The sequence below is a fragment of the Xanthomonas albilineans genome, from assembly GCF_009931595.1.
GTDB classification, from domain to species: Bacteria; Pseudomonadota; Gammaproteobacteria; order Xanthomonadales; family Xanthomonadaceae; genus Xanthomonas_A; species Xanthomonas_A albilineans.
This window is the reverse complement of sequence record NZ_CP046570.1, coordinates 1,012,250-1,033,881: the sequence shown is the minus strand read 5'-3', so window position 1 is coordinate 1,033,881 and position 21,632 is coordinate 1,012,250. Positions and strand designations below refer to the sequence as shown.

19 protein-coding genes and 2 pseudogenes are annotated in these 21,632 nt (G+C 64.4%); 8 read left to right on the top strand and 13 right to left on the bottom strand.

Annotated features, from left to right (window positions below):
- Window positions 1-327 precede the first annotated feature (327 nt).
- The 3 genes and pseudogenes from XaFJ1_RS04540 (at window position 328) to katG (ending at window position 3,839) form a co-directional block, all read left to right on the top strand.
- Window positions 328-711: a hypothetical protein gene (locus tag XaFJ1_RS04540; RefSeq protein ID WP_012915489.1), complete on the top strand. Its 384-nt coding sequence runs from the start codon at window positions 328-330 to the stop codon at window positions 709-711.
- Window positions 712-968: 257 nt separating this feature from the next.
- A pseudogene (locus tag XaFJ1_RS16470) lies at window positions 969-1,218 on the top strand (IS3 family transposase); the annotation flags it as partial.
- A 422-nt stretch (window positions 1,219-1,640) separates the two neighbouring features.
- Complete coding sequence (gene katG, locus XaFJ1_RS04530) at window positions 1,641-3,839, top strand: catalase/peroxidase HPI (RefSeq protein ID WP_012915486.1); 2,199 nt, start codon at window positions 1,641-1,643, stop codon at window positions 3,837-3,839.
- A gap of 92 nt (window positions 3,840-3,931) precedes the next feature.
- Here katG and XaFJ1_RS04525 read toward each other — a convergent pair whose 3' ends face one another.
- Both XaFJ1_RS04525 and XaFJ1_RS04520 read right to left on the bottom strand, forming a co-directional pair.
- Window positions 3,932-4,339, bottom strand: a complete 408-nt coding sequence (locus tag XaFJ1_RS04525) for an RNA-binding S4 domain-containing protein (protein WP_012915485.1) — start codon at window positions 4,337-4,339, stop codon at window positions 3,932-3,934.
- Entirely contained in the window at window positions 4,336-4,626 is a 291-nt protein-coding gene (locus tag XaFJ1_RS04520) for a hypothetical protein (protein WP_045757212.1), read from the bottom strand. The genes XaFJ1_RS04525 and XaFJ1_RS04520 overlap by 4 nt, the downstream gene beginning before the upstream one ends.
- A 179-nt stretch (window positions 4,627-4,805) precedes the next feature.
- On the opposite strand from XaFJ1_RS04520, the gene XaFJ1_RS04515 reads away from it, so the two are divergent.
- Window positions 4,806-6,278 (top strand): MATE family efflux transporter, encoded by a 1,473-nt coding sequence (locus tag XaFJ1_RS04515; protein WP_012915483.1) that lies wholly within the window; start codon window positions 4,806-4,808, stop codon window positions 6,276-6,278.
- A 253-nt stretch (window positions 6,279-6,531) separates the two neighbouring features.
- Here XaFJ1_RS04515 and rplS read toward each other — a convergent pair whose 3' ends face one another.
- The 7 genes from rplS to ffh all read right to left on the bottom strand — a co-directional run bounded on the left by rplS (window position 6,532) and on the right by ffh (window position 12,274).
- Window positions 6,532-6,948, bottom strand: a complete 417-nt coding sequence (gene rplS, locus XaFJ1_RS04510) for a 50S ribosomal protein L19 (RefSeq protein WP_012915482.1) — start codon at window positions 6,946-6,948, stop codon at window positions 6,532-6,534.
- A 132-nt stretch (window positions 6,949-7,080) separates the two neighbouring features.
- A complete protein-coding gene (trmD, locus tag XaFJ1_RS04505) occupies window positions 7,081-7,872 on the bottom strand; it encodes a tRNA (guanosine(37)-N1)-methyltransferase TrmD (RefSeq protein WP_012915481.1) in 792 nt (263 codons plus the stop codon).
- 82 nt (window positions 7,873-7,954) lie between these two features.
- Window positions 7,955-8,467, bottom strand: a complete 513-nt coding sequence (rimM, locus tag XaFJ1_RS04500; RefSeq protein WP_012915480.1) for a ribosome maturation factor RimM — start codon at window positions 8,465-8,467, stop codon at window positions 7,955-7,957.
- 45 nt (window positions 8,468-8,512) lie between these two features.
- Window positions 8,513-8,773 (bottom strand): 30S ribosomal protein S16, encoded by a 261-nt coding sequence (gene rpsP / locus XaFJ1_RS04495; protein ID WP_012915479.1) that lies wholly within the window; start codon window positions 8,771-8,773, stop codon window positions 8,513-8,515.
- A gap of 93 nt (window positions 8,774-8,866) precedes the next feature.
- Window positions 8,867-9,667 carry an aminotransferase class IV family protein gene (locus XaFJ1_RS04490; RefSeq protein WP_012915478.1) on the bottom strand — a complete coding sequence of 267 codons (801 nt, stop codon included), beginning with the start codon at window positions 9,665-9,667 and terminating at the stop codon, window positions 8,867-8,869.
- On the bottom strand, window positions 9,664-10,728 hold the full coding sequence (locus XaFJ1_RS04485) for an NAD(P)H-dependent flavin oxidoreductase (RefSeq protein ID WP_045757211.1): 1,065 nt from the start codon (window positions 10,726-10,728) through the stop codon (window positions 9,664-9,666). Before XaFJ1_RS04485 ends, XaFJ1_RS04490 begins: the two co-directional genes overlap by 4 nt.
- A gap of 169 nt (window positions 10,729-10,897) precedes the next feature.
- Window positions 10,898-12,274: a signal recognition particle protein gene (ffh, locus tag XaFJ1_RS04480; RefSeq protein ID WP_012915476.1), complete on the bottom strand. Its 1,377-nt coding sequence runs from the start codon at window positions 12,272-12,274 to the stop codon at window positions 10,898-10,900.
- Window positions 12,275-12,390: 116 nt separating this feature from the next.
- Here ffh and XaFJ1_RS04475 point away from each other — a divergent pair, with 116 nt between their 5' ends.
- Both XaFJ1_RS04475 and XaFJ1_RS04470 read left to right on the top strand, forming a co-directional pair.
- The gene (locus tag XaFJ1_RS04475) at window positions 12,391-13,182 is read left to right on the top strand and encodes a cytochrome C assembly family protein (RefSeq protein ID WP_045756758.1); all 792 of its coding nucleotides are present in this window, start codon (window positions 12,391-12,393) and stop codon (window positions 13,180-13,182) included.
- Between the two features lie 157 nt (window positions 13,183-13,339).
- Window positions 13,340-13,435 (top strand): annotated as a pseudogene (locus XaFJ1_RS04470) (IS5/IS1182 family transposase); the annotation flags it as partial.
- Between the two features lie 9 nt (window positions 13,436-13,444).
- Here the strand turns inward: XaFJ1_RS04470 and XaFJ1_RS04465 are convergent.
- Window positions 13,445-14,497, bottom strand: a complete 1,053-nt coding sequence (locus XaFJ1_RS04465) for an aldose epimerase family protein (RefSeq protein ID WP_012915474.1) — start codon at window positions 14,495-14,497, stop codon at window positions 13,445-13,447.
- 427 nt (window positions 14,498-14,924) lie between these two features.
- Between XaFJ1_RS04465 and XaFJ1_RS04460 the strand changes: the two genes are divergently transcribed.
- Both XaFJ1_RS04460 and XaFJ1_RS04455 read left to right on the top strand, forming a co-directional pair.
- The gene (locus XaFJ1_RS04460) at window positions 14,925-16,514 is read left to right on the top strand and encodes an alpha-N-arabinofuranosidase (protein ID WP_012915473.1); all 1,590 of its coding nucleotides are present in this window, start codon (window positions 14,925-14,927) and stop codon (window positions 16,512-16,514) included.
- A gap of 235 nt (window positions 16,515-16,749) precedes the next feature.
- Window positions 16,750-18,018, top strand: coding sequence for a cation:proton antiporter (locus XaFJ1_RS04455; RefSeq protein WP_012915472.1), 1,269 nt, complete (start codon window positions 16,750-16,752; stop codon window positions 18,016-18,018).
- Between the two features lie 14 nt (window positions 18,019-18,032).
- Here the strand turns inward: XaFJ1_RS04455 and yjfF are convergent, their stop codons facing one another.
- The 3 genes from yjfF to XaFJ1_RS04440 are packed head-to-tail and all read right to left on the bottom strand — an operon-like array spanning window position 18,033 to window position 21,627.
- Window positions 18,033-19,070, bottom strand: a complete 1,038-nt coding sequence (gene yjfF, locus XaFJ1_RS04450) for a galactofuranose ABC transporter, permease protein YjfF (RefSeq protein ID WP_012915471.1) — start codon at window positions 19,068-19,070, stop codon at window positions 18,033-18,035.
- On the bottom strand, window positions 19,067-20,122 hold the full coding sequence (locus tag XaFJ1_RS04445; protein ID WP_012915470.1) for an ABC transporter permease: 1,056 nt from the start codon (window positions 20,120-20,122) through the stop codon (window positions 19,067-19,069). The genes yjfF and XaFJ1_RS04445 overlap by 4 nt, the downstream gene beginning before the upstream one ends.
- The gene (locus XaFJ1_RS04440; protein WP_012915469.1) at window positions 20,119-21,627 is read right to left on the bottom strand and encodes a sugar ABC transporter ATP-binding protein; all 1,509 of its coding nucleotides are present in this window, start codon (window positions 21,625-21,627) and stop codon (window positions 20,119-20,121) included. Before XaFJ1_RS04440 ends, XaFJ1_RS04445 begins: the two co-directional genes overlap by 4 nt.
- Window positions 21,628-21,632: the final 5 nt, after the last annotated feature.

Here is a 21,632-nt window from a genome sequence, read left to right as displayed (position 1 = left end):
TATATTTTCAATATTGCCTTTGAATAATCGATTCGACATCATAGCCATACGATTAAATACTAGGAATTTAGAAAATCTCAAGCGCTTTGAAACAATGCATAGCCAGTCGAGCAATTTGCGTATCACCGTCTCTACATGTTTCACGTGCCTCTCACGGGATTGATCGGCAATGGCAAGGAGCTGTTGACCAATCGCCCACCTTGCTTGAAAGTGTACCGCATGCTTTATTCATGCAAATGATGCAGTGCGTCTCGCATTTATAATTTTTTAATTAATGTTTTAGCTGAAGTTCGCACTTATATTTTCGAAACTATTTTTTGGAGCAACATGATGGCCACTGATTTGAATATTCGTAAGATCGTGCTGTGCGCCCTGTTTGTAATGATCACAAGCGCCGCTACAGCGGCTGACGCGCAACAACCCTCCACTGTGTTGTACAGCGTGCAGAACTGGAGGCGGGACGTCGTGGCCATAAGGGTTACCGACTCTATCTCCTCAGGTTGCGGACAAGTGCGCTCGTCCAACGGAAACCCCCGACTCAATGACACCATCCCTTTCCAGGTCGGCATGCAAACAAAAGTTGAGGCGATGTCGCAGCGTGACTGTAGCGATAATAGCCGGATAAATAATTTATCCGTATCCACTTCCGTGTCCAAACCAGGAACCATTATTATCAAGGGCAATCAACTCCAAATTGTCCCTGGTCGTTGATCTGCGTAGGATGAGCCTGTAAATCGAACTGCTTGGACTCAACTTCCAAATGCAACACCCCGCAATCACGCGGGGTGTTGCCATGAGAAAGCAATACAGCCATCTGAATTGCAAAGACATGCGCGATCTAGGCGAGCGCTCCAGCCGTCATCGCGTGTATCGCTTGATGCGCGCGCAAAGGCTGCGCGCTTAGGTGGGCGATGGCGCAAGCCACGTTTTCATGCCATGTCTATGCAGCATGGCGCGGCAACTGACTGGACAACGCATCGGTGGAGAGTGTCTTCGGCCTGCTCAAACGCGAGCGGATGAGGCGGCGGATCCACCCACGAAAGACGCCGCACGCGCCGACGCGTTCGACTACATCGAGATGCTCTACAACTCCACAAACGCCGCCATCGTTCCAATGACGATCTGTGGCCTGTAGAGTTCGAGCGGTGCCACGCGCAACGAGGGTCATGCGTGTCTATGGAACCCTGGGAGATTCAGACGCTTGATGACCCGACCTGAGGCGGTGCGCTCGGACACAGCGTCCATCGACTACACCTGCCCAACGGGCCACTCAAAATCGACGGACGCCGACGCCGCAACATCGCGAGCCATCGGTAGCATGCGAACGCAAGGGCATGACAGCCGGACAGGACGAACCTCCAGTACAATCGATAAGATAAAACTATCGATTCAGTAATTTTATTCAAATTACATCAATAGAACTTTCGTTCTATCGTTTGCGCATCTGCCACATGAAGTTCGCCAGATGCGCTTGTCCACCACAGCACCGCCGCACGCGCTCACTCTTTGCCGCACAGCCGGCGAACGAACGCCTTGCCCCTGACCTGCGCTTGCCCCCCCCACACACCGCCTGTTTTCCCATTCCCGCCACTGCGGCGGCCCATCGCTCCCCACATGTTCACGTAGAGAGATAATTGCTCATGACGACCGAAGCGAAGTGCCCCTTCAACCACACCACGACCGGCACCAGCACCAGCAACCGCGACTGGTGGCCGAATCAACTGCGGGTGGAACTGCTCAACCAACATTCCGACCGTTCCAATCCGCTGGGCACGCACTTCGACTACGCCAAGGCGTTCAAGGGTCTGGACTTCCAAGCGCTGAAGCAGGATCTGCGCAAGTTGATGACCGATTCGCAGGATTGGTGGCCAGCCGATTTCGGCCACTACGGTCCGTTCTTCATCCGCATGGCCTGGCATTGCGGCGGCACCTACCGTATCAGCGATGGCCGTGGCGGCTGCCGCCGTGGGCAACAGCGCTTCGCTCCGCTCAACAGCTGGCCGGACAATGTCAACCTGGACAAGGCGCGGCGCCTGGTGTGGCCGATCAAGCAAAAATACGGTCAAGCGATCTCCTGGGCCGACCTGCTGGTCCTCACCGGCAACGTCGCACTGGAGTCCATGGGCTTCAAGACCTTCGGCTTCGCCGGCGGCCGTATAGACACCTGGGAACCGGACCACGACGTGAATTGGGGACGCGAAACGACGTGGCTGGGCAGTGAAGAGCGCTACGCCCACGGGAAGCAGAAGAACACCCGCGATCTGGAACGCCCACTGGCCGCGGTGCAGATGGGGCTGATCTATGCCAACCCGGAAGGTCCCGATGGCGATCCCGATCCACTGTTGTCGGCCCAGGATATCCGCATCACGTTCGGGGAAATGGCGATGGACGACGAGGAGACCGTCGCGCTGATCGTCGGTGGCCACACGTTCGGCAAAACCCACGGCGCCGCCTCGACCGATTATCTCGGCCCCGATCCAGAAGCCGCAGGGCTGGAAATGCAGGGCCTGGGCTGGTTCAACTCCTTCCGCAGCGGCAAAGGCCCCGACACCATCACCAGCGGCCTGGAAGTGACCTGGACCACCACGCCGACGCAGTGGAACCACGACTTCTTAGAACTTCTGTTCAAGTACGAGTGGGAACTGAGCAAGAGCCCGGCCGGCGCGCACCAGTGGGTGGCCAAGAACGCCGATGCGGTGATTCCCGACGCATACGATCCGTCCAAGAAGCACCTGCCGACCATGCTCACCACCGACCTGGCACTGCGCGCCGACCCGGCCTACGAGGCAATCGCGCGGCGCTTCCTGGCGCATCCGGAACAATTGGCCGACGCCTTCGCCCGCGCCTGGTTCAAGCTGACCCATCGCGACATGGGCCCACGCACGCGCTACCTTGGCCCGGAAGTTCCGGCCGAAGAGTTGATCTGGCAGGATCCGATCCCCGCCGTGAACCACCCGCTGGTCGACGCACAGGACATCGCCGCATTGAAGCAGGCCCTGCTCAACGCCGGCCTGAGCATCGCCCAGTTGGTCTCCACGGCATGGGCCTCGGCCTCCACCTTCCGCGGTTCGGACCTGCGTGGCGGCGCCAATGGCGCGCGCCTGTTCCTGGCACCGCAAAAGGACTGGGAGGTCAACCAGCCCGCGCAACTGGCGCAGGTGGAAGCCACGCTGAAACGCATCCAGGCGCAATTCAACGGCGCCCAGAGCAACGGCAAGAAAATCTCGTTGGCCGACCTGATCGTCCTGGGCGGTGGCGCGGCGATCGAACAGGCCGCCAAGCAGGCCGGGCAGACGCTGACCGTGCCGTTCGTGCCAGGACGCATGGACGCCTCGCAGGCGCAGACCGATGTGGAGTCCTTCGCCGTCCTGGAACCGAACGCCGATGGCTTCCGCAACTACGCCAAACCTGGCTACACGGTGTCGGCCGAAGCCATGCTGATCGATAAGGCACTGTTACTGACCCTGACCGCGCCGGAGATGACCGTGCTGGTCGGCGGCCTGCGCGTGCTCGGCGCCAACACCGGGCAGTCCACAGATGGCGTCTTCACCGACCGCCCTGGCGTGCTCAGCAACGACTTCTTCGTCAACCTGCTGGACATGCGCACCGAGTGGAAAGCCACCTCGCAACTGCAGGACTTCTACGAAGGCCGCGATCGCAGCACCGGCAGTCTGAAATGGACCGGCACCCGCGTCGACCTGGTGTTCGGCTCCAACGCGATACTGCGCGCGGTGGCCGAGGTCTATGGCAGCGCCGATGCGCAAGAGAAGTTCACACGCGATTTCGTCGCCGCCTGGACCAAGGTGATGCAGCTGGACCGCTTCGACCTGGCCGCATGAGGTTGACGGCTCAGGCGCCGACTGCGGCGCCTGAGCTTGCGGCAATCGCGGCGACCCATCGCGACGTGTGACATCGCGCAGACGCACCGCGCCTACAACGCGTCGAGATCGCCCAGCGCGCGGATCAGCCGCCGCGCTCGCTTGTCTGGCTTGCTCTCGGGCGCCTGGTAACCATTGCGTTCGGCACGCTGCTGCGCGCGCTGTTGCGCGCGCCGTTCCCGCGACTGCTCGCTTTCCTGGTAAAGCGCCTGCGCCACACTGGCCGAGCCACGGGTATCGCTGAGCCCCAGCACCTGGAGCTCGAAGAGTTCATCGCCTCGTTGCACGCACAAGCACTCGCCCACGCGCACGGCGCGCGAGGATTTCGGCCGCTGCCCGGCCACCTCCACCTTGCCGGTTTCCACCGCCTGCTTGGCTAGGCTGCGAGTCTTGAAAAAGCGTGCGGCCCACAGCCAGACATCCAACCGAACCGCCGCCGCTTGTGCGAGAAGTTCATTCATTTGTGTTGACGAAAATCCAGCTGCATAGGCTGTTCGCCCGACCGCGCGATGTTGCCTTGCGGCGCCTGCCCGGGATTGCAGCGCTGCTGACGCTGGTTCGCCACCAGTCCATCGGCGCGTGGCGGAATCGCACTGGGTTGCTCGCCGACCAAACACTCCGGGCGATCCGGCCGCACGTTGGCATCGCCCCAACGCGCTCTGTCGGCGCAACCGGTCAATCCCGACAACAACGCCAACCCCAACGCGCTGGCCCCCATCCATTGCACATGATCACGTAACTGCCGCATTGCACGCTTCTTCATTCGGTTTGGCATAACGGGCACCCGCACATCCGCTTGGCGGACAGCGGACCTGCGCATCGATGCAACCAGTCTAGGACGTTGGCGGCTGCGCCGCATCTGTCACCGCCCGGGGGGGCATATGCCAGTGCTAGTCTGCACCCCTCACCCATCCTCTTACGCATGCGATGCAAAAGCCCGGCACACTCACCGAAGGACCGATCGGCCGGCAGTTGCTGCTGTTTTCGTTGCCGATCCTGGCCGGCAACATCGCGCAATCGCTCAACAGCTCGGTCAATGCGATCTGGATCGGCCACTACCTCGGCGAGGCCGCAGTGACCGCAGCGGCCAACGCCAACAGCATCATCTTTTTCGTGCTCAGTTCGGTGTTCGGCATCGGCATCGGCATCGGCATCGCCGCCACGATCCTGATCGGCCAGGCGATTGGCCGCAACGACATGGCGCAGGCGCGCCGGGTCATGGGCACCAGCACGAGCTTCTTCATCGGCATTTCGGTACTGATCGCCGCCAGCGGCTGGTGGCTGGCGCGGCATCTGCTGGCGGCAATAGGGACTCCAGCAGCGTCGCTGCCGCTGGCCGAGGCCTACCTGCGGGTGTTCTTTCTGGCGATGCCGTTGCTGTACACGTTCGGATTCCTGTCCGCCGCGCTACGCGGCACCGGCGATTCACGCACGCCGTTTCGTTTCCTGCTGCTGTCGGTGGTGCTGGATATCGGTATGAACCCACTGCTACTGTTCGGGCTGGGACCGTTCCCGCGCCTGGGAATCGCCGGCGCCGCCTGGGCCACGCTCATCGCACAAGGCGTGGCACTCAGCGGACTGCTGCTATACCTGCGCCGCAAGCGCCACCTGCTGTGGCTTGGCCGCCGCGACCTGCATCTGTTTCGGGTGGATCTACCGATCCTGCGCGCGCTGGCCGTCAAGGGCCTGCCGATGGGCATGCAAATGGCGCTGATCTCGCTGGCGATGATCGTGCTGATCTCGCTGGTCAACACCTATGGCACCGATACCTCGGCCGCTTACGGCGCCGCCTTGCAATTGTGGGCCTATCTGCAGATGCCGGCGATGGCGATCGGTGTCGCCTGCTCGTCGATGGCCGCGCAGAACGTCGGCGCGCAGCACTGGGACCGGGTCGCGGCGACCGCACGCAAGGGCGTGCTGTTCAACTTTCTGATCACAGGCGCCCTGATCGCACCGCTGATCCTGCTCGACCGCTGGACGCTCGCGCTATTCCTGCTACCCCACAGCACGGCGCTGGAAATCGCTCGCCATCTCAACCACATTACGCTGTGGTCGTTTCTGTTCTTCGGCGTGACCTTCGTGATTTCCGGCGTGGTCCGCGCCACCGGCGCGGTGATCCCGCCCCTGCTGATCCTGGCGCTGGCGCTGTGGGGCATCCGCGTGCCATTCGCGCAGTTGCTGCAACCATACCTGGGCGTGGAGGCAGTGTGGTGGAGCTTCCCGACCAGCGCCATCTGCGCGATGCTGCTGTCGCTGAGCTATTACCGCTGGGGCAACTGGCGCAAGGCGCGGATGCTCGCGCAACCGCACGCCGACGCATTGACCCACCCCAACGACATCGCAACGCAACCACCTGCACCAGTAGTCGGGGTGCAAACCACACCGGACCCGACGCGCTGAAAACCGTCTCACAGCCCTCAGTCAAGCGCCAGCATGTGCTAACCGGATTGGCAGCAATTGAGCGCAGCCATGCTGGCCGATGATGCAGATGCCACAACCGCTGTTGGGCGGAAATCACGCTCGATGCAAAAAAGCAGCCGTCTCCGCCACGCCCAGCATGGCCCCACGCATCACCACACCGAGCAATCGCAAAAACGCAAACGGCCACCCGGAGGCGGCCGTTGCAGCAGCGACCAGTGGCCGCCGGAGAAGCTTATTCGGCCTTGGCAGCAGCCACAGCAGCCTGACGGGCGACCTTGGCCTGCGCGGCAGCAGCCAAGTCTTCCTTGATGCGAGCAGCCTTGCCTTCCAGGCCACGCAAGTAATACAGCTTGCCGGCGCGAACCTTGCCGCGGCGCTTCACTTCGACCGACTCGATGGTAGCGCTGTGGGTCTGGAACACGCGCTCGACGCCGTAGCCGTGCGAAATCTTGCGCACGGTGAAGGAGGAGTTCAGGCCCCCGTTCTTGGTGCCGATCACCACGCCTTCGTAGGCCTGCACGCGCTCGCGGTTGCCTTCCTTGACCTTGACGTTGACGACGATGGTGTCGCCCTGGTTGAACTCCGGCAGCTTGCGCTGGATCTGGGCGGCTTCGAAGTCGGCCAGGATGGTCTTGTTGAGCTTGCTCATGATGGGCACCGCTTGTGTCTGGTGAGGTGGTCCGGCAGTCGCCACACGGCGATTGCACGATATCGGGCCGGGCCAAGTCAGCAACGCACTGGCCGGAAAGCCGGGAATTTTAACTCAGTCCAATGCCCATGGCTAGGGCTTGGAAGGATTTTCCGGTTCGGGCGGCTCGGGCGATGGCGGAACATCCATACCCTCGCGGAATTCCTGCAGCAAACGCCGGTCGGCCGCACTCAACGCGGCCGCGTCCAGCAACTCCGGACGCCGCCGCCAGGTCCGCCCCAGCGCCTGCATCCGCCGCCAGCGTGCGATCTCGGCGTGGTTACCGGAGCGCAGCACAGCCGGAACCTCGCCCAGGGCATGCATGCGCGGATGGGTATAGTGCGGACAATCGAGCAGGCCGTCCGGCCCTTCGAAACTGTCCTGGGCCGCGGACTCGGCGTCGTTCAACGCGCCCTCCTGCAACCGGGTCAGCGCATCCACCAGCACCGCCGCAGCCAATTCGCCACCGGACAGCACGTAGTCGCCGATCGAGATTTCCTCGTCCACCGCGGCGGCAACGAAACGTTCGTCCACACCCTCGTAGCGCCCGCACAGCAGCAGCAGGCGCGGCAGTACGGCCAGTTCGCGGACCTTGGCCTGGGTCAACGGCTGCCCCTGCGGACTGAGGTAAATCAGCGGCGCCGGCTGCGGATCGACTGCGCGCACTGCCTGCAAACAGGCCTGCAGCGGCTCGATCATCATCACCATGCCCGGCCCGCCGCCGAACGGACGGTCGTCCACCTTACGGTAGCCCCCACTGGCGTAGTCGCGTGGATTCCAGCCATGCAGACCCAACAGCGCGCGCTCCTGCGCACGGCCAACCACGCCGAACGCCGCACACTGGGCGACGAACTCGGGGAACAGGCTGATGACGTCGATGCGCATGGTGAACTCGGGACTCGGGACTCGGGACTCGGGACTCGCAAAGCCTAGGCATGCGCCGCTGCTGTGCAAGCCCCTGCCGGACTCAGAACTCGGGATCCCAATCGACCACGATCAGGTTGGCCTCGAAATCCACCGACCTGACGTAATCCGGCTGCACGAACGGCACCAGCCGCTCACGCTCGCCGCGCACCACCAGCACATCGTTGGCGCCAGTGGAGAACAGGTGCGATACCTGCCCCAAGGCCACACCTTCGACGGTGCGCACGTCTAGACCCTCCAGATCCACCCAGTAGTATTCATCCGGATGCGGCGGCGGCAAGCTACTACGCGTTACGTAGATCTCGGTGCCACGTAAGGCTTCGACCGCATCGCGATCGCTCACCTCGGGCAGGCTGGCGATCAGGGACTTGCCGGAAGCGCGACCACGCACGCCGGTCAGGGTGCTCTCGCTGCCGTCGGGTTTGCGCACGATCCAGGGTTGATAGCGAAAAATGGCCAGACGCGGCTCGGTCCACGATTCGAGCTTGGCCTCGCCACGGATGCCGAACGCGCCGAGAACCCGACCGAGCAGGATGCGGCGCTGGCTATCTTTCATCGGAGCAAACGCAAGGGCCGCACGCAGATGGCGCGGCCCACAGGATCAGGCCGCGACGGCCTGGGCCTTGGTGGCTTCCTTGCACAGATTACGCACCTTGTCGGTCAGCTGCGCGCCATTGGACACCCAATGCTCGACGCGGGCCATATCCAGCACCACGCGCGGCTCTGCGCCCTGCGCGACCGGGTTGTAGTAGCCAAGGCGTTCGATATTGCGGCCGTCGCGCGCGCTGCGCACGTCGGTGACGATGATGTGGTAGAAGGGGCGCTTCTTGGCGCCGCCACGGGTAAGGCGGATCTTGACCATGGTTGAGTTCCGGTGTTGCCCAGTCGCCAGGATGGCGCGGTGAACTGGTAATGATAGCTACCCCAGCGCCATCTGCCAAGTCGCCGCAACCGTTCAGATCGGCTGCCATGGCTGGGTGCGCAATGCGGCCTCCAGTACTTCCAACACCTGCTGGGCAGGCCGCAACGCGCGCCCATCCACCGTGGCGATGGCCTGCTGCCCACGGGCATTGCAGACGAATGCGGCCATGTGCGCATCCAACTCGTGCACTTGCAACGGTCGCACTTGCTGCGCCACGCCCAACGCGGCCAATCCAGCCTGCAACAAGCGCTCCTGGGTTCCGCGCAGGGCCGGCGCCTGCGGCCAATGCAGACACTGCCCATCCCACGCACCCAGGTTCCAGGTCGTGCCTTCGGCCACCCATCCGTGCGCATCAACAAACAATGCATCATCGCACCCGGCCTGCATCGCCAGGCGGCGCTGGTGGAAGGCAGCGAAGGTACCGACATGCTTGATCTGCGGCAATTCGCGCGCGAACACGCTGCTGCGCAGGCGCAATGGCGCGGCGTCCGCCACCGCTGGCGCATCCAGCGAAACCAGCAACTCCGGCATGCAAACCGCATCGGCACGACGCAACGCGAAGCGCGGCGAGAACACCGTGGCGCGCAGCGAGGCATCGGCATGACCGAACTCAGCCAGCGCCGCGCGCAATTCGGCACGCACGTGCTCGGCCGGCAACGCACTGCCGAATAGCAATTGACTGGCCTGATCCAGCCGTTGCAGGTGCAGATCCAACCCGCGCACCGCGCCATCGCGCACCTGCAGCGTACTGAAGTGGCCGTAGTTGACTAGCGCCGCCGCGGCCAGCACCTCCGCGTCCGCCAGCCGCCCGGCGTGAAACACGCGCGCGCTCACCGCAAAGCCTGCGCTTGCGCCCACCACTGCGCCACCAGTTCCGCCGCCGGCTGTGCCTGGGCCATCCATGCCGACTGTCCAGCCCAAGTCTGCATGGTCGGCAGATGATCGGCTTGCAGCGCGGCTTGGCGCATCGGCGTGGTCAAGCCGCGCTGCACGGGGTATGGCCGCGGCGCTGGCGCCCCAGGCGCGGCGGCGGCGCGCACATAGTCGTTGGTCAGCGCACGGCCCAGGCGGCCAGAGAAGGCGCGCGTCAGCAACGCGTGTTCGGGTTCGGCCTGGGCCAGCGCATTGGCCCAGGCCGGCGCCAATGCCGCTTCCGGCGTGCGCAGCAACGCGGTGCCGATCTGCACCGCGCTCGCGCCCAGGGCCAATGCAGCGGCGATGCCGCGACCGTCACCGATACCGCCAGCCGCGATCACCGGCACCTGCAGGCGATCGACCAGGCGCGGCAACAACGCGAACAATCCGGTCAATTGGCGCTCGGCGCTGGCCGCATCGAACGCACCGCGATGGCCGCCGGCCTCAGCCCCCTGCGCGACCACCGCATCGGCGCCGGCCTCCTGCGCAGCCAGCGCTTCCTCCAACGTGGTGGCGCAGGCGAACCAGGCGATGCCGGCCTGCTTCAATTGCACGACAAAGGCGGGCGGGAACAACCCCATGATCGAGGAGGCCGCCATCGGACGCGCTTCCAACACGGCGGCGCATTGCGCAGCGAAGTCGGCTGGCGCCGCGTCGCCAGCGCTGGGATCCACCGGCGGCCCCCAGGCGCCGAGAAAAGCACGCATGTCGGCCTCGGCAGACGCATCGCGCAACGGCGGTGGATCCGGCACCCATAGATTGATCTGGGCCGGTCCACTGCAAGCAGCGCGAAAGGCGTCCATCCACGCGACGATGTCCTGCGGCGAGGACAACACCGCCCCCATTGCGCCCATACCACCGGCCGCAACCACCGCTGCCGACAGTGGCACAGGACACGCTCCGGCCATCGGACTGAGCAACACCGGCAGGCGCAACCCGAACCGCTGCCGAAAGGCGTCGACCCGCGACAAGTCCCCCATCATGCGACTCCAATGATCAACAGAACACGCATGGTAACGGCGACTGGCCTGGGCCACTGCACAGTCGTCGACAGCACTACCCAGCGGCTCATCGACTGCAACACCAAGACCAAAAACACAGAGAACAATCGCCAACGAAAGGACACAAAGCCCGTGCCGTGTTCAGCACTCAGCGGAACGGCAGGCCGCCGCCGCCCATGCCACCCATCATGCCCTTCATGCCGCGCATCAGGCCCTTCATGCCGCCGCCGGCGAGCTTGCCCATCATCTTTTCCATCTGCTGGAACTGCTTCATCAACTTGTTGACGTCGGCCGGCTGGGTACCGGAACCGCGGGCGATGCGCGCGCGGCGCGAACCGTTGAGCAAGGCCGGGTTGCGCCGCTCCTTCTTGGTCATCGAGCCGATGATGGCGATCATGCGTGGCACCTCCTTGTTACCGGCCACTTGCTGCTTGAGGTGCTCGGGGATCTGCCCCATGCCCGGCAGCTTGTCCATCAGCCCGGACAAGCCGCCCATGTTCTGCATCTGCTCGAGCTGGTCGCGCATGTCGTTGAGGTCGAACTTCTTGCCCTTGGCGACTTTCTCCGCCAGCTTCTGTGCCTTGTCCTTGTCGACCTGCTGCTCGACCTGCTCAACCAGCGACAACACGTCGCCCATATCCAGGATGCGACTGGCCAGGCGGTCGGGATGGAAAACATCCAGACCATCGGGCTTCTCGCCCACGCCGATGAACTTGATCGGCCTGCCAGTGATGTAACGCACGCTCAGCGCGGCGCCGCCGCGCGCATCGCCGTCGGTCTTGGTCAACACCACGCCAGTGAGCGGCAGAGCATCGCTGAACGCCTTGGCGGTGTTGGCCGCGTCCTGACCAGTCATCGCATCAACCACGAACAGGGTTTCGGCCGGGGTGATCGCGGCATGCAACGCCTTGATCTCGGCCATCATCGCCTCGTCGATGGCCAGGCGGCCGGCGGTATCGACCAGCAGCACGTCGACGAAGGACTTGCGCGCATCGGCGATGGCGGCGCGAACGATGTCCACCGGTTGCTGCGAGGATTCGGACGGGAAGAACAACACACCGACCTGCTCGGCCAAGGTCTTGAGCTGTTCGATCGCGGCAGGCCGATACACGTCGGCGCTGACCACCATCACTTTCTTCTTGCGCTTTTCCTTCAGATGCTTGGCCAGCTTGCCGACAGTGGTGGTCTTGCCCGCGCCTTGCAAGCCCGCCATCAACACGATGGCCGGTGCAGGCACGTTGAGGTTGAGGTCGCTGGCGGCCGAGCCCATCACCGCGGTCAACTCATCGCGCACCACCTTGATCAGCGCCTGACCTGGGGTCAGACTCTTGAGCACTTCCTGACCGACCGCGCGCACCTTGATGCGTTCGATCAGCGCCTGCACCACCGGCAGCGCGACGTCGGCCTCGAGCAGGGCAATGCGCACCTCGCGCGTGGCTTCGCGGATGTTCTCCTCGGTCAAGCGGCCACGCCCGCGCAGGCGCTGCATGGTGCCGGAGAGACGCTGGGTTAAGGATTCGAACATGCGGGCGGATCGCAGACGGGAAACGGTCTTTGATTATAGCCCTGCGCGTTGGCGATCCCCGTGGCGCAGCGGCCGCCACCATCACCAGGCTCGGCGCGATATGCGAAACTGACGCGATGCTCATCCTCGTCGCCACCTTGCTATACCTGACCGCGACCGGCCTGCTCGTTGGCGCGGTCGTGCGCGACCGGGTGGAGCGCAGCCGCGTGTGGCTGTGGCCGGCGTTGCCGGCGGTGGTTCTGCACACGGCATACCACGTGCAGGTGGCGCTGCATACGCCCGGCGGCCCGGACATGCACTTCTTCGCCGCGCTGTCGCTGGTGAGCCTGGGGATGGCGTTGATGACCGCGCTGGTCGGCGCCAGCGGGCGCATGGCCGCGCTCGGCGTGGTGGTCTTTCCTCTCTCGGCGACGCTGCTGCTGGCCTACCACGGTTACGGCCACGCGCCAGCGCCACTGCTGGATTGGCGGCTGCAACTACATGCCTGGCTGGCGTTGCTGGCCTACGCCACGCTGGGCATCGCCGCACTGCTGGCGGCGATGCTGTGGCTACAGGAACGCGCGCTGCGGCGTCGCGACTTCCACCCGTGGTTGCGCGCATTACCGCCGCTGACCGCACTGGAAACCCTGCTGTTCCGCACGATCGTGGTCGGTTTCATCCTGCTCAGCCTGACCCTGCTGACCGGGGTCTTGTTCGTGCAGGATTTCCTGGCGCAACAGCTCGTGCAAAAGACCGTGCTCAGCGTGCTGTCGTGGATCGTGTTCGGCGCACTGCTGTTCGGCCGCTGGCGCTACGGCTGGCGCGGAGTCAAGGCGGTGCACTGGACCTTGGTGGCGATGCTGTTGTTGCTGCTGTCGTTTTTCGGCAGCAAGTTCGTGATCGAAGTGCTCCTGGGCCACCTGCAATAAGCACCACACGCCACCGAACAATGCATGCTTGCTCGTAGCGCATGCGCACGCTGCGACGCCTATACCTTGCAGATCGGCGCGAACAACATGCGCTGTTTAGAGCGTGTTCAAAGTCTCCCGCGAGCATGAGAAGCTCGGAGGATGAGAAGCTCGGAGGATGAGAAAAGCCTATCCAAGCGGCATCAAGCGCGAGCAGTTCGAGCAGGCCAGGGAATTGCTCGAGAGCGCCCGCAGGAAGACAGCGCCGCGCAGGCGCGCGACCTCACCCGACCAGTGCGGCCTCCACCGCAGCCCAATCGGCGCCCGCACCGACCTCGGCAAAGCGGTATTGGATGCGATGCCGATAGATCTGCCCCGGGCGCAGGATCGTGTCGGGGAACCCAGGCTGGTTCGGTGCATCTGGATAGCCTTGCGGCTCCAGACAAATGCCGCGTCCCAGGTGCGGATGCTGCCGGTCCAGCCCCTGCCCCTCGTACAGTTGCAGCGCCGGCATCGGACTGTCCAGACGCATCGCCACGCCGCTGTACGGCGAGTACAGCAGCGCGCTGTAGTCGCGCGCCTGCGCCAGCACCAGGCAATGATCGTAACCGGCACTCAGGCACAGTTGCGGATCGGCGGCGATGTCCTTGTCGGCGATCGCACGTGGGCTGCGGAAATCGAACGGCGTGGCGGCAACGCCGGCGATCTCGCCGCGGGGCAGCATGCCCGCATCGCACACAGGCAGGTAGCCCTCGGCGGGCACGCGTAGCCACTGCGCCGCCGCGGCCACGGCGGGATCGCCGGCCAGATTGAAATACGGATGATGGGTGAGGTTGAGCGGCGTGGGCGCATCGGTCTGCGCGACGAACTCCAACTCCAGGCAATGATCGTGCAGACGAAACGCCGCTTCCACCCGCAACGCTCCGGGATAGCCTTCCTCGCCGGCCGGCGAGTCGTAACGCAGTTGTAGTTCGCTCGTGGACTGCGCCACGACCGTCCACACGCGCCGTCCGAAACCCTGTGCGCCGCCGTGCAAATGGTTAGCCCCCTCGTTGGCGGTCAAAGGATAACGCTGCCCATCGAGCGTGAACGCCGACCCGGCGATGCGATTGCCGAAACGACCGACCAACACGCCCAGATACGCCGGATCGTGCAGATACGCCTGCAACGTCGGCAGCCCCAGCACCATTTCGACAGGACCGTGCGCGGTGTCCAGGCGCAGGCTGCGCAGCAGACCACCGTAAGTCAGCAGTTCGGCGCGCAGGCCATGCCCGCGGTCCAGGACCAGGCGATGAATGGCGGTGCCGTCGGGAAGATGGCCGAAGATCGATGACATGCAGACTCCAGGTTCGCCGGCACACGCGCCAGCGTGGCGTGCAGCATACCCAGGACGGACACGTGGCGGCCATCGCCATGCAGCATCGCAGCGGCGCGGGGCAGCGCCGACAGCGACACACCGCAGCGCAGCATTGCAATCCGGTTATACGCAAGCCGATTTAAAGCATTGGTCGCCACCTCATGCGGTCCTCTATGCTCGATCCGCCGTGGACAGCGGCACCGCCCATCGCACGGGAGAACGAACGCGAACGCAAGACAGCACGCTGCACGTGTGACGCCAGCGCTTCGCGTGTTTCCAACGCTCGGCGTTCATACATGTGCGCTGCGCGATGGGTATAGCGTCGGCGACACGCTGGCGCAAGCCACTGTCTACGCGCCACCCTTCCCTAGCGCGATACCGCGCTGGCCAGTATGAGGAGATTCCGATGTACTCGATCCGTTCGCTGCACCACCTCGCCAGGCATTGGCGGCAACGCCTGCCACTCATCGCCCTGGCGACACTGACGCTGAGCGCCGGACTGACACAGGCCGACGCGGTCGAAGTGCATGGCACGCTGGACGCCGACCACCCAGGCGCGACCGTCTCGCGCAACCTGTTCGGCCAATTCGCCGAACACTTGGGCAACGGCATCTATGGCGGCGTGTGGGTCGGTCCGGAGTCGAAGATTCCCAATACCCACGGCTACCGCAACGACGTGCTGGCCGCGCTGAAGGCACTGGACGTCCCGACCATCCGCTGGCCTGGCGGCTGCTTTGCCGACGAATACCACTGGCGCGACGGCATCGGCCCGCGCAAGCAGCGCCCGACCAGCGTCAACACCCATTGGGGCGGCGTCGAGGAACCGAACAGCTTTGGCACCCACGAATTCATGGACTTCACTGAACTGGTCGGCGCCCAGGCCTACGTGGCCGGCAACGTCGGCGATGCGGCGCCGGACGAGATGGCGCAGTGGGTGGAGTATATGACAGCACCGACGCACTCGACCCTGGCCGAATTGCGCCGCCGCAATGGCCGCGATGCGCCCTGGAAGCTGCCGTTCTTCGGCGTCGGCAACGAGTTGTGGGGCTGCGGCGGCAACATGCGCGCCGAGTACGCGGCGGACGTGTTCCGCCGCTACCAGACCTTCGTCAAGTCGCCGGCCGACCAGAAAATCCTCAAGATCGCGCCAGGCCCGAGCGACAACGACTACCACTGGACCGAAGTGATGATGCGCGAGGCCGGCAAATACATGGACGGCCTGAGTCTGCACTACTACACCATCCCAGGCGGCTGGCCGCCGCGCGCCTCGTCCACCACGTTCGACGAGACGGCATGGATCGAGACGCTGTCGCGCACGCTGACGATGGACGAACTGATCGCCAAACACAGCGCGATCATGGACAAGTACGACCCGGACAAGAAAATCCCGCTGGTGGTCGACGAATGGGGGACCTGGTACAAGGGCCTGCCCGACGTCAACCCAGGCTTCCTGCGGCAGCAGAACACGCTGCGCGATGCACTGGTGGCCTCGCTCAATCTGGACATCTTCGTCGCCCATGCCGACCGCGTGCGCATGGCCAATATCGCGCAGATGATCAACGTGTTGCAGGCGATGATCCTGACCGATGGCGACAAGATGCTGCTGACGCCCACCTACCATGTATTCGCAATGTACAAGCCGTACCAGGATGCGACCGCATTGCCGCTGCACTTGCAGACGCCCGACTACAAGCATGGGAGCTACACCGTGCCGGCCGTGCATGGTTCGGCGGTGCGGGCCAAGAACGGGCACGTCTACGTGGCGCTGACCAACCTGGACCCCAACCACAGCGCCGATGTGGCGATCAAATTACAAGGCGTCCAGGCGCGCCACGTCGGCGGCCGCCTCCTGAGCGCACCGGCGATGACCGCGCTCAACAGCTTCGCGCAACCGCAGACGGTACAGCCCACCGCCTTCGCCGGCGCCAGCGTGCGCGGCGACACGCTGCAGCTGACGCTGCCAGCCAAGGCCATCGTGATGCTGGAGTTGCAGTAATCGCATATTGCGGCAGCGCCAACGCGCTGCCGCTGCCACGAAGGGATGATTCGCAAGATGGCGCGGTCGTCGTCGCAAAAGCAGTTCGCGGCGGCGGCACGGTGCAAGCCCCTTGGACGCTCGCGCAACGTCGGCACACCCGCGCCATGCTGCAACCACAGCGGCGCTGGAGATGCATGGATTTCGCCACGCCGCGCTCCTATCATCCGCGCAGCCATTCGAGACCCACCCCATCGTGACCACACCGCAACTGTCGGTCTATTTCTTTCTGCAAGCCGCCGCCATCCTGTTCGCGTGCCGGCTGGTCGGCATGCTCGCCAAACGCCTGGGCCAACCGCAGGTGGTCGGCGAGATGATCGCCGGCGTCGCCCTGGGGCCATCGCTGTTCGGTGCGGCGCTACCGGGCCTGCAGCAGGCGCTATTCCCCAAACAGACGCTGGATATGCTGTACGTGGCCGCGCAGTTCGGCGTGGGCCTATACATGTTCCTGGTCGGCACCGATTTTCGCAGCGCGCATTTGCGCGCGCGCTACCGCAGCGCGATGCACGTGTCGCTGGCCGGCATCGCCGTGCCATTCGCGCTCGGCTTCCTGCTAGTACCATGGTTGCTGCATGTGCCGGGCTTGTTCTCGGCCAAGGCCAAGATCGTGGACGCCTCGTTATTCCTTGGCGCGGCGATCGCCATCACCGCATTCCCGATGTTGGCACGGATCATCCACGAGCGCGGCCTCACTGGCAGCTCGCTCGGCACCCTGGCGCTGACCGCCGGTGCAATCGACGATGCGGCGGCTTGGTGCATCCTCGCCATCGTACTGGCGAGTTTTGGCGGCAGTTGGGGCAGCGCCTATCTGGCGATCGGCGGTGGCGTGGGCTATGCGCTGTTCATGCTATTGCTGGGGCGGCATGGGTTGCGTCGACTGGCCGATCATGTAGATCCCGACCAACCTCTGAGCACCAGCGTGCTGGCCGTGGTCCTGATGCTGTTCTGCCTGAGCGCCTGGGCGATGGACGCAATCGGCATCCACGCGGTGTTCGGCGGTTTCCTGCTCGGCGCCTGCTTGCCCAAGGGCGCGCTGACCGAAAAATTGCGCGCGCAACTGCAACCGTTCGTGGTGGTGTTCCTGCTCCCGATGTTCTTCACCTTCTCCGGACTCAAGACGCAACTCAGCGTACTGCTGGCCCCACAAATCCTGCTGTCCGCCGTGGCGATCCTGCTGGCCTCGTTCCTGGGCAAGGGCATCGCCTGCTGGGCCGCGGCACGCGCCAGCGGCGAGAACAACCGCGACGCCATGGCAATCGGCGCACTGATGAACGCACGCGGCCTGATGGAGCTGATCATCATCAACATCGGCCTGCAAGCCGGGGTCATCGAACAAGGACTGTTTTCGATCCTGGTGCTGATGGCCATCGCCTCCACGCTGATAGCCACACCGCTGTTCAACTGGGTGATGCGCCATGACGGCACGCACGCGACAACACCGACCATGGCCGGCAACAGCAACTAGCCAACAATCTGCACTCAACCTTCTGCCGCACCACCGGGCCCACGCCGGGTCAACAAGCGCTGCAACAGGCAGAACACCAACAGTAGCGCGCCGATCACGATCCGCGTCCACCACGAACTGAGCGTGCCGTCGAATACGATCAACGTCTGGATGACCCCCAACATCAGCACACCGAACAGCGTGCCGATCACATAACCGCTGCCACCGGCGAGCAGCGTGCCGCCGATCACCACGGCGGCGATCGCATCCAGCTCCAGCCCCGACGCATGCAGGCTGTAACCGGACAGCATGTAGAACGTGCACACCACCCCGGCCAAGGCCGAACAAAAACCGCTGAAGGCATACACCCGGATCTGAGTGGCATCCACCGGCAACCCCATCAGCCGCGCCGAGGCCTCGCTACCGCCCAGCGCATACACGCAACGACCAAAGCGCGTGCAGTGCGCCAGCCACATGCCCAGCGCCACCGTCGCCAACGCGATCAGCGCGCCGACCGAGAGCGACGCGCCAGCCGCAACCGGCACGCGGGTTTGTGCGATCGCCATGTACAGCGTATTGGTGATCGGAATGGAATCGACGCTGACCAGATAGCTAGCGCCACGCGCCAGGAACATGCCAGCCAACGTGACAACGAACGGCTGCAAACGGTAACGCTGGATCAGCACGCCCATGCCAGCACCGAAGGCGGCGCCGATCAGCAACACCAGCGGGATCGCCGCCAGCGGCGACCAACCGTGGCGTTCAACCAGCGACGCCGACAACACCGTGGTGAACGCCAACGCCGCACCGACCGACAGATCGATGCCGCCGCTGAGGATCACCAGGCTCATGCCGACCGCGACGATGCACAGGAATGCATTGTCGATCAGCAGATTGGCCAATACCTGCGGCGACAGGAAGCCATCGTAGAGCACACCACCGGCGCCGAGCATCGCCACGAACAGGACCACGGTGATCGCCAACGGCAGACGCGCGCCATGCAGCAACGCTCCGGCCCGGCGCAGGCCATCCAGCATGCCCTGCACGGCAACGCGCGGTGCGGGTACGCTCATCGCACCCTCCCGGCAGACGGTCGCCGCACCCAACCGCGCACGCTGGCACGGAACCGTGACGACTGCAGCAGCATCACCGCGAACACCAGCAGCGCCTTGATCAGCATGGTGACCTGCGCTGGCACGCCAAGCGCATAGATGGTGGCGGTCAGGGTCTGGATGATCAGCGCGCCGATCACGCTGCCCGCGAGGCTGAAGCGGCCACCGTCGAGCAAGGTACCACCAAGCGTCACTGCGAGAATCGCGTCCAGTTCCATCAGTTGCCCGGCATTGTTGGCATCGGCGCTCTTGACGTTGGAACTGATCAACACCCCGGCCAGGCCCGCGCTGAATGCGCAGAACACGTACAACAGCACCGAGATCAGCCGCGCCTTGACCCCGGCCACGCGCGCGGCACGCGGATTATGGCCGATGGCGCGCACGAACAAGCCCAACGCCGTGCGTCCAAGCAACAACTGCATAACAAGGAAAACCGCCGCGACCACGAAAAGGGCAAACGGCAACCCAAACAGGAACCCATTGCCGAGATAAAAGTACGGCGAATAGTAGATGGTCAAAATTTGTCCATCGCCGATCAGCTGAGCGATACCGCGTCCGGCCACCATCAGGATCAGCGTGGCGATGATCGGCTGCATGCCGATCTTGACCACCAGCAGTCCGTTCCACAGTCCGCACAGCGCCGCGACCAGCAGCGGCGCGAACACCACCACCCAGAATGGGAAGCGGCTATGTTCGCTGCCGCCGATCGTCCAGGCCGCCACCATGGCAGCAATCGCCACCACCGCGCCGACCGAGATGTCCAGGCCGCGCACCGCGATCACCAGGGTCATACCCAGCGCCACCAGCGCCAACGGCGCGGCACGATTGCCGATGTCGATCAAGGTCCCGTACAGATGTCCGTCGCGCCATTGCAACGACAGAAAACCCGGATTCCACACGCCATTGCCGAGCAGCAACAACGCCAAGGTCGCCAGCGGCCAGAACAAAGGATGCGCGCACAGCCGCGCCAGCCATCGCCGTGGATTCACAACCGACGCGCTGGCCGCGTTCATGCCACCGCGCTCCCGGCGATCAGATCGAACACCACTCGCTCGCCGCAGCCACCTGGCAGTTCGCCGACCAGGCGGCGCTCGCGCAGCACCGCGATCCGGTCGGCGATACGCGCAATCTCGGCGACCTCGGCAGAAATGAACACCACCGCCATACCCTCCCGCGCCAACGCCAGGATGCGGGTCATGATGTCCTGCTTGGCCGCGATGTCGATTCCGCGCGTGGGTTCGTCCAGGATCAGCAAGCGCGGCTGGGTCGCCAACCAGCGCGCCAGCACCACTTTTTGCTGATTACCGCCGGACAACAGGCCCACCGGCGTTTCCACGCTGGCGGTCTTGATCCCCAACGCTTCGACGAAGCGCTCGGCAATGCGCCGCTGTTCCGCCGGGGCCAGGAAACGGCGCAGCCCCCTGCGTGCCTGCAGCGCCAAGACGATGTTCTCGCGCACCGATAGTTCAGCGACGATGCCATCGGTCTTGCGTTCTTCCGGACACAATGCGAAACCATGACCAATCGCATCGGGCGGACCGCGCAACACCACCTCCCGGCCATCGATGAGCACGCGCCCGCACTCGGCGCGATCCAGGCCGAACAGCAGCCGGGCCAGTTCGGTGCGACCGGCACCGAGCAGACCGGCCAGGCCCAGCACCTGCCCACGATGCACGTGCAAATCGGTCGGATGCAGATGACCACGACGACCCAGCCCCTGCACCTGCACCAGCGCTGGCCCCTGCTCGACCAGCGGCGCAGCGACCGTCTCCGCCGCCGCTGGATCAAGCACGCGCCCGACCATCGCCGCGACCAGCTGCGGCGCTGGTAGATCCACCGGCGCGTATTCCCCCACCAGACGACCGTTGCGCAAGACGCTGATACGGTCGGACACCGCATAGACCTGATCCAGAAAATGGGTGACGAACAGGATCGCCATGCCTTGCGCGCGTAATGCACGCATCACCCGAAACAAATCGGCGACCTCACCCTCGTCGAGGCTGGAAGTCGGTTCGTCAAGAATCAGCACCCGTGCCGAGACGCTCACCGCGCGCGCGATCGCCACCATCTGCTGCACCGCCACCGGATACGCGGACAACGCCCGGCGCACATCGATGGCGACGCCCAGCCGCCGCAGGCAAGCCTGCGCATCGCGCTCGACCCGCCGCCAATCGATCCGCCGCAGCCAACCCTTCATCGGATAGCGGCCAGCGAACAGATTCTCCGCCACCGACAGGTTCGGACACAGATTCACTTCCTGGTACACGGTGCTGATGCCCAAGCGCTGCGCCTGCAGCGGCGTGGCCGGCGCGATCGCCACGCCATCGAGCGCGATGCGCCCCGCATCGACCGCGACCACCCCGGTCAACAGCTTGATCAGGGTCGATTTGCCGGCGCCGTTCTGGCCCATCAGCGCATGGATCTCGCCGCCGCGCAGGCACAACCCGACATCCTCCAGCGCAGCGACGCCGGCATAGGCCTTGCTCAAGCCCTGCGCATCCAGCACGACCGGATTCATGCGCG

What these genes read in the sequence shown, in the direction of transcription:
- yjfF (WP_012915471.1), bottom strand. Translation starts at nt 19,070, where the DNA reads ATGAGCGTACCCGCACCGCGCGTTGCCGTGCAGGGCATGCTGGATGGC.
- XaFJ1_RS04460 (WP_012915473.1), top strand. Translation starts at nt 14,925, where the DNA reads ATGTACTCGATCCGTTCGCTGCACCACCTCGCCAGGCATTGGCGGCAA.
- rimM (WP_012915480.1), bottom strand. Translation starts at nt 8,467, where the DNA reads ATGAAAGATAGCCAGCGCCGCATCCTGCTCGGTCGGGTTCTCGGCGCG.
- XaFJ1_RS04485 (WP_045757211.1), bottom strand. Translation starts at nt 10,728, where the DNA reads ATGGGGGACTTGTCGCGGGTCGACGCCTTTCGGCAGCGGTTCGGGTTG.
- XaFJ1_RS04540 (WP_012915489.1), top strand. Translation starts at nt 328, where the DNA reads ATGATGGCCACTGATTTGAATATTCGTAAGATCGTGCTGTGCGCCCTG.
- XaFJ1_RS04520 (WP_045757212.1), bottom strand. Translation starts at nt 4,626, where the DNA reads ATGCGGCAGTTACGTGATCATGTGCAATGGATGGGGGCCAGCGCGTTG.
- ffh (WP_012915476.1), bottom strand. Translation starts at nt 12,274, where the DNA reads ATGTTCGAATCCTTAACCCAGCGTCTCTCCGGCACCATGCAGCGCCTG.
- XaFJ1_RS04465 (WP_012915474.1), bottom strand. Translation starts at nt 14,497, where the DNA reads ATGTCATCGATCTTCGGCCATCTTCCCGACGGCACCGCCATTCATCGC.
- XaFJ1_RS04515 (WP_012915483.1), top strand. Translation starts at nt 4,806, where the DNA reads ATGCAAAAGCCCGGCACACTCACCGAAGGACCGATCGGCCGGCAGTTG.
- XaFJ1_RS04525 (WP_012915485.1), bottom strand. Translation starts at nt 4,339, where the DNA reads ATGAATGAACTTCTCGCACAAGCGGCGGCGGTTCGGTTGGATGTCTGG.
- XaFJ1_RS04445 (WP_012915470.1), bottom strand. Translation starts at nt 20,122, where the DNA reads ATGAACGCGGCCAGCGCGTCGGTTGTGAATCCACGGCGATGGCTGGCG.
- XaFJ1_RS04440 (WP_012915469.1), bottom strand. Translation starts at nt 21,627, where the DNA reads ATGAATCCGGTCGTGCTGGATGCGCAGGGCTTGAGCAAGGCCTATGCC.
- XaFJ1_RS04475 (WP_045756758.1), top strand. Translation starts at nt 12,391, where the DNA reads ATGCTCATCCTCGTCGCCACCTTGCTATACCTGACCGCGACCGGCCTG.
- rplS (WP_012915482.1), bottom strand. Translation starts at nt 6,948, where the DNA reads ATGAGCAAGCTCAACAAGACCATCCTGGCCGACTTCGAAGCCGCCCAG.
- rpsP (WP_012915479.1), bottom strand. Translation starts at nt 8,773, where the DNA reads ATGGTCAAGATCCGCCTTACCCGTGGCGGCGCCAAGAAGCGCCCCTTC.
- katG (WP_012915486.1), top strand. Translation starts at nt 1,641, where the DNA reads ATGACGACCGAAGCGAAGTGCCCCTTCAACCACACCACGACCGGCACC.
- trmD (WP_012915481.1), bottom strand. Translation starts at nt 7,872, where the DNA reads ATGCGCATCGACGTCATCAGCCTGTTCCCCGAGTTCGTCGCCCAGTGT.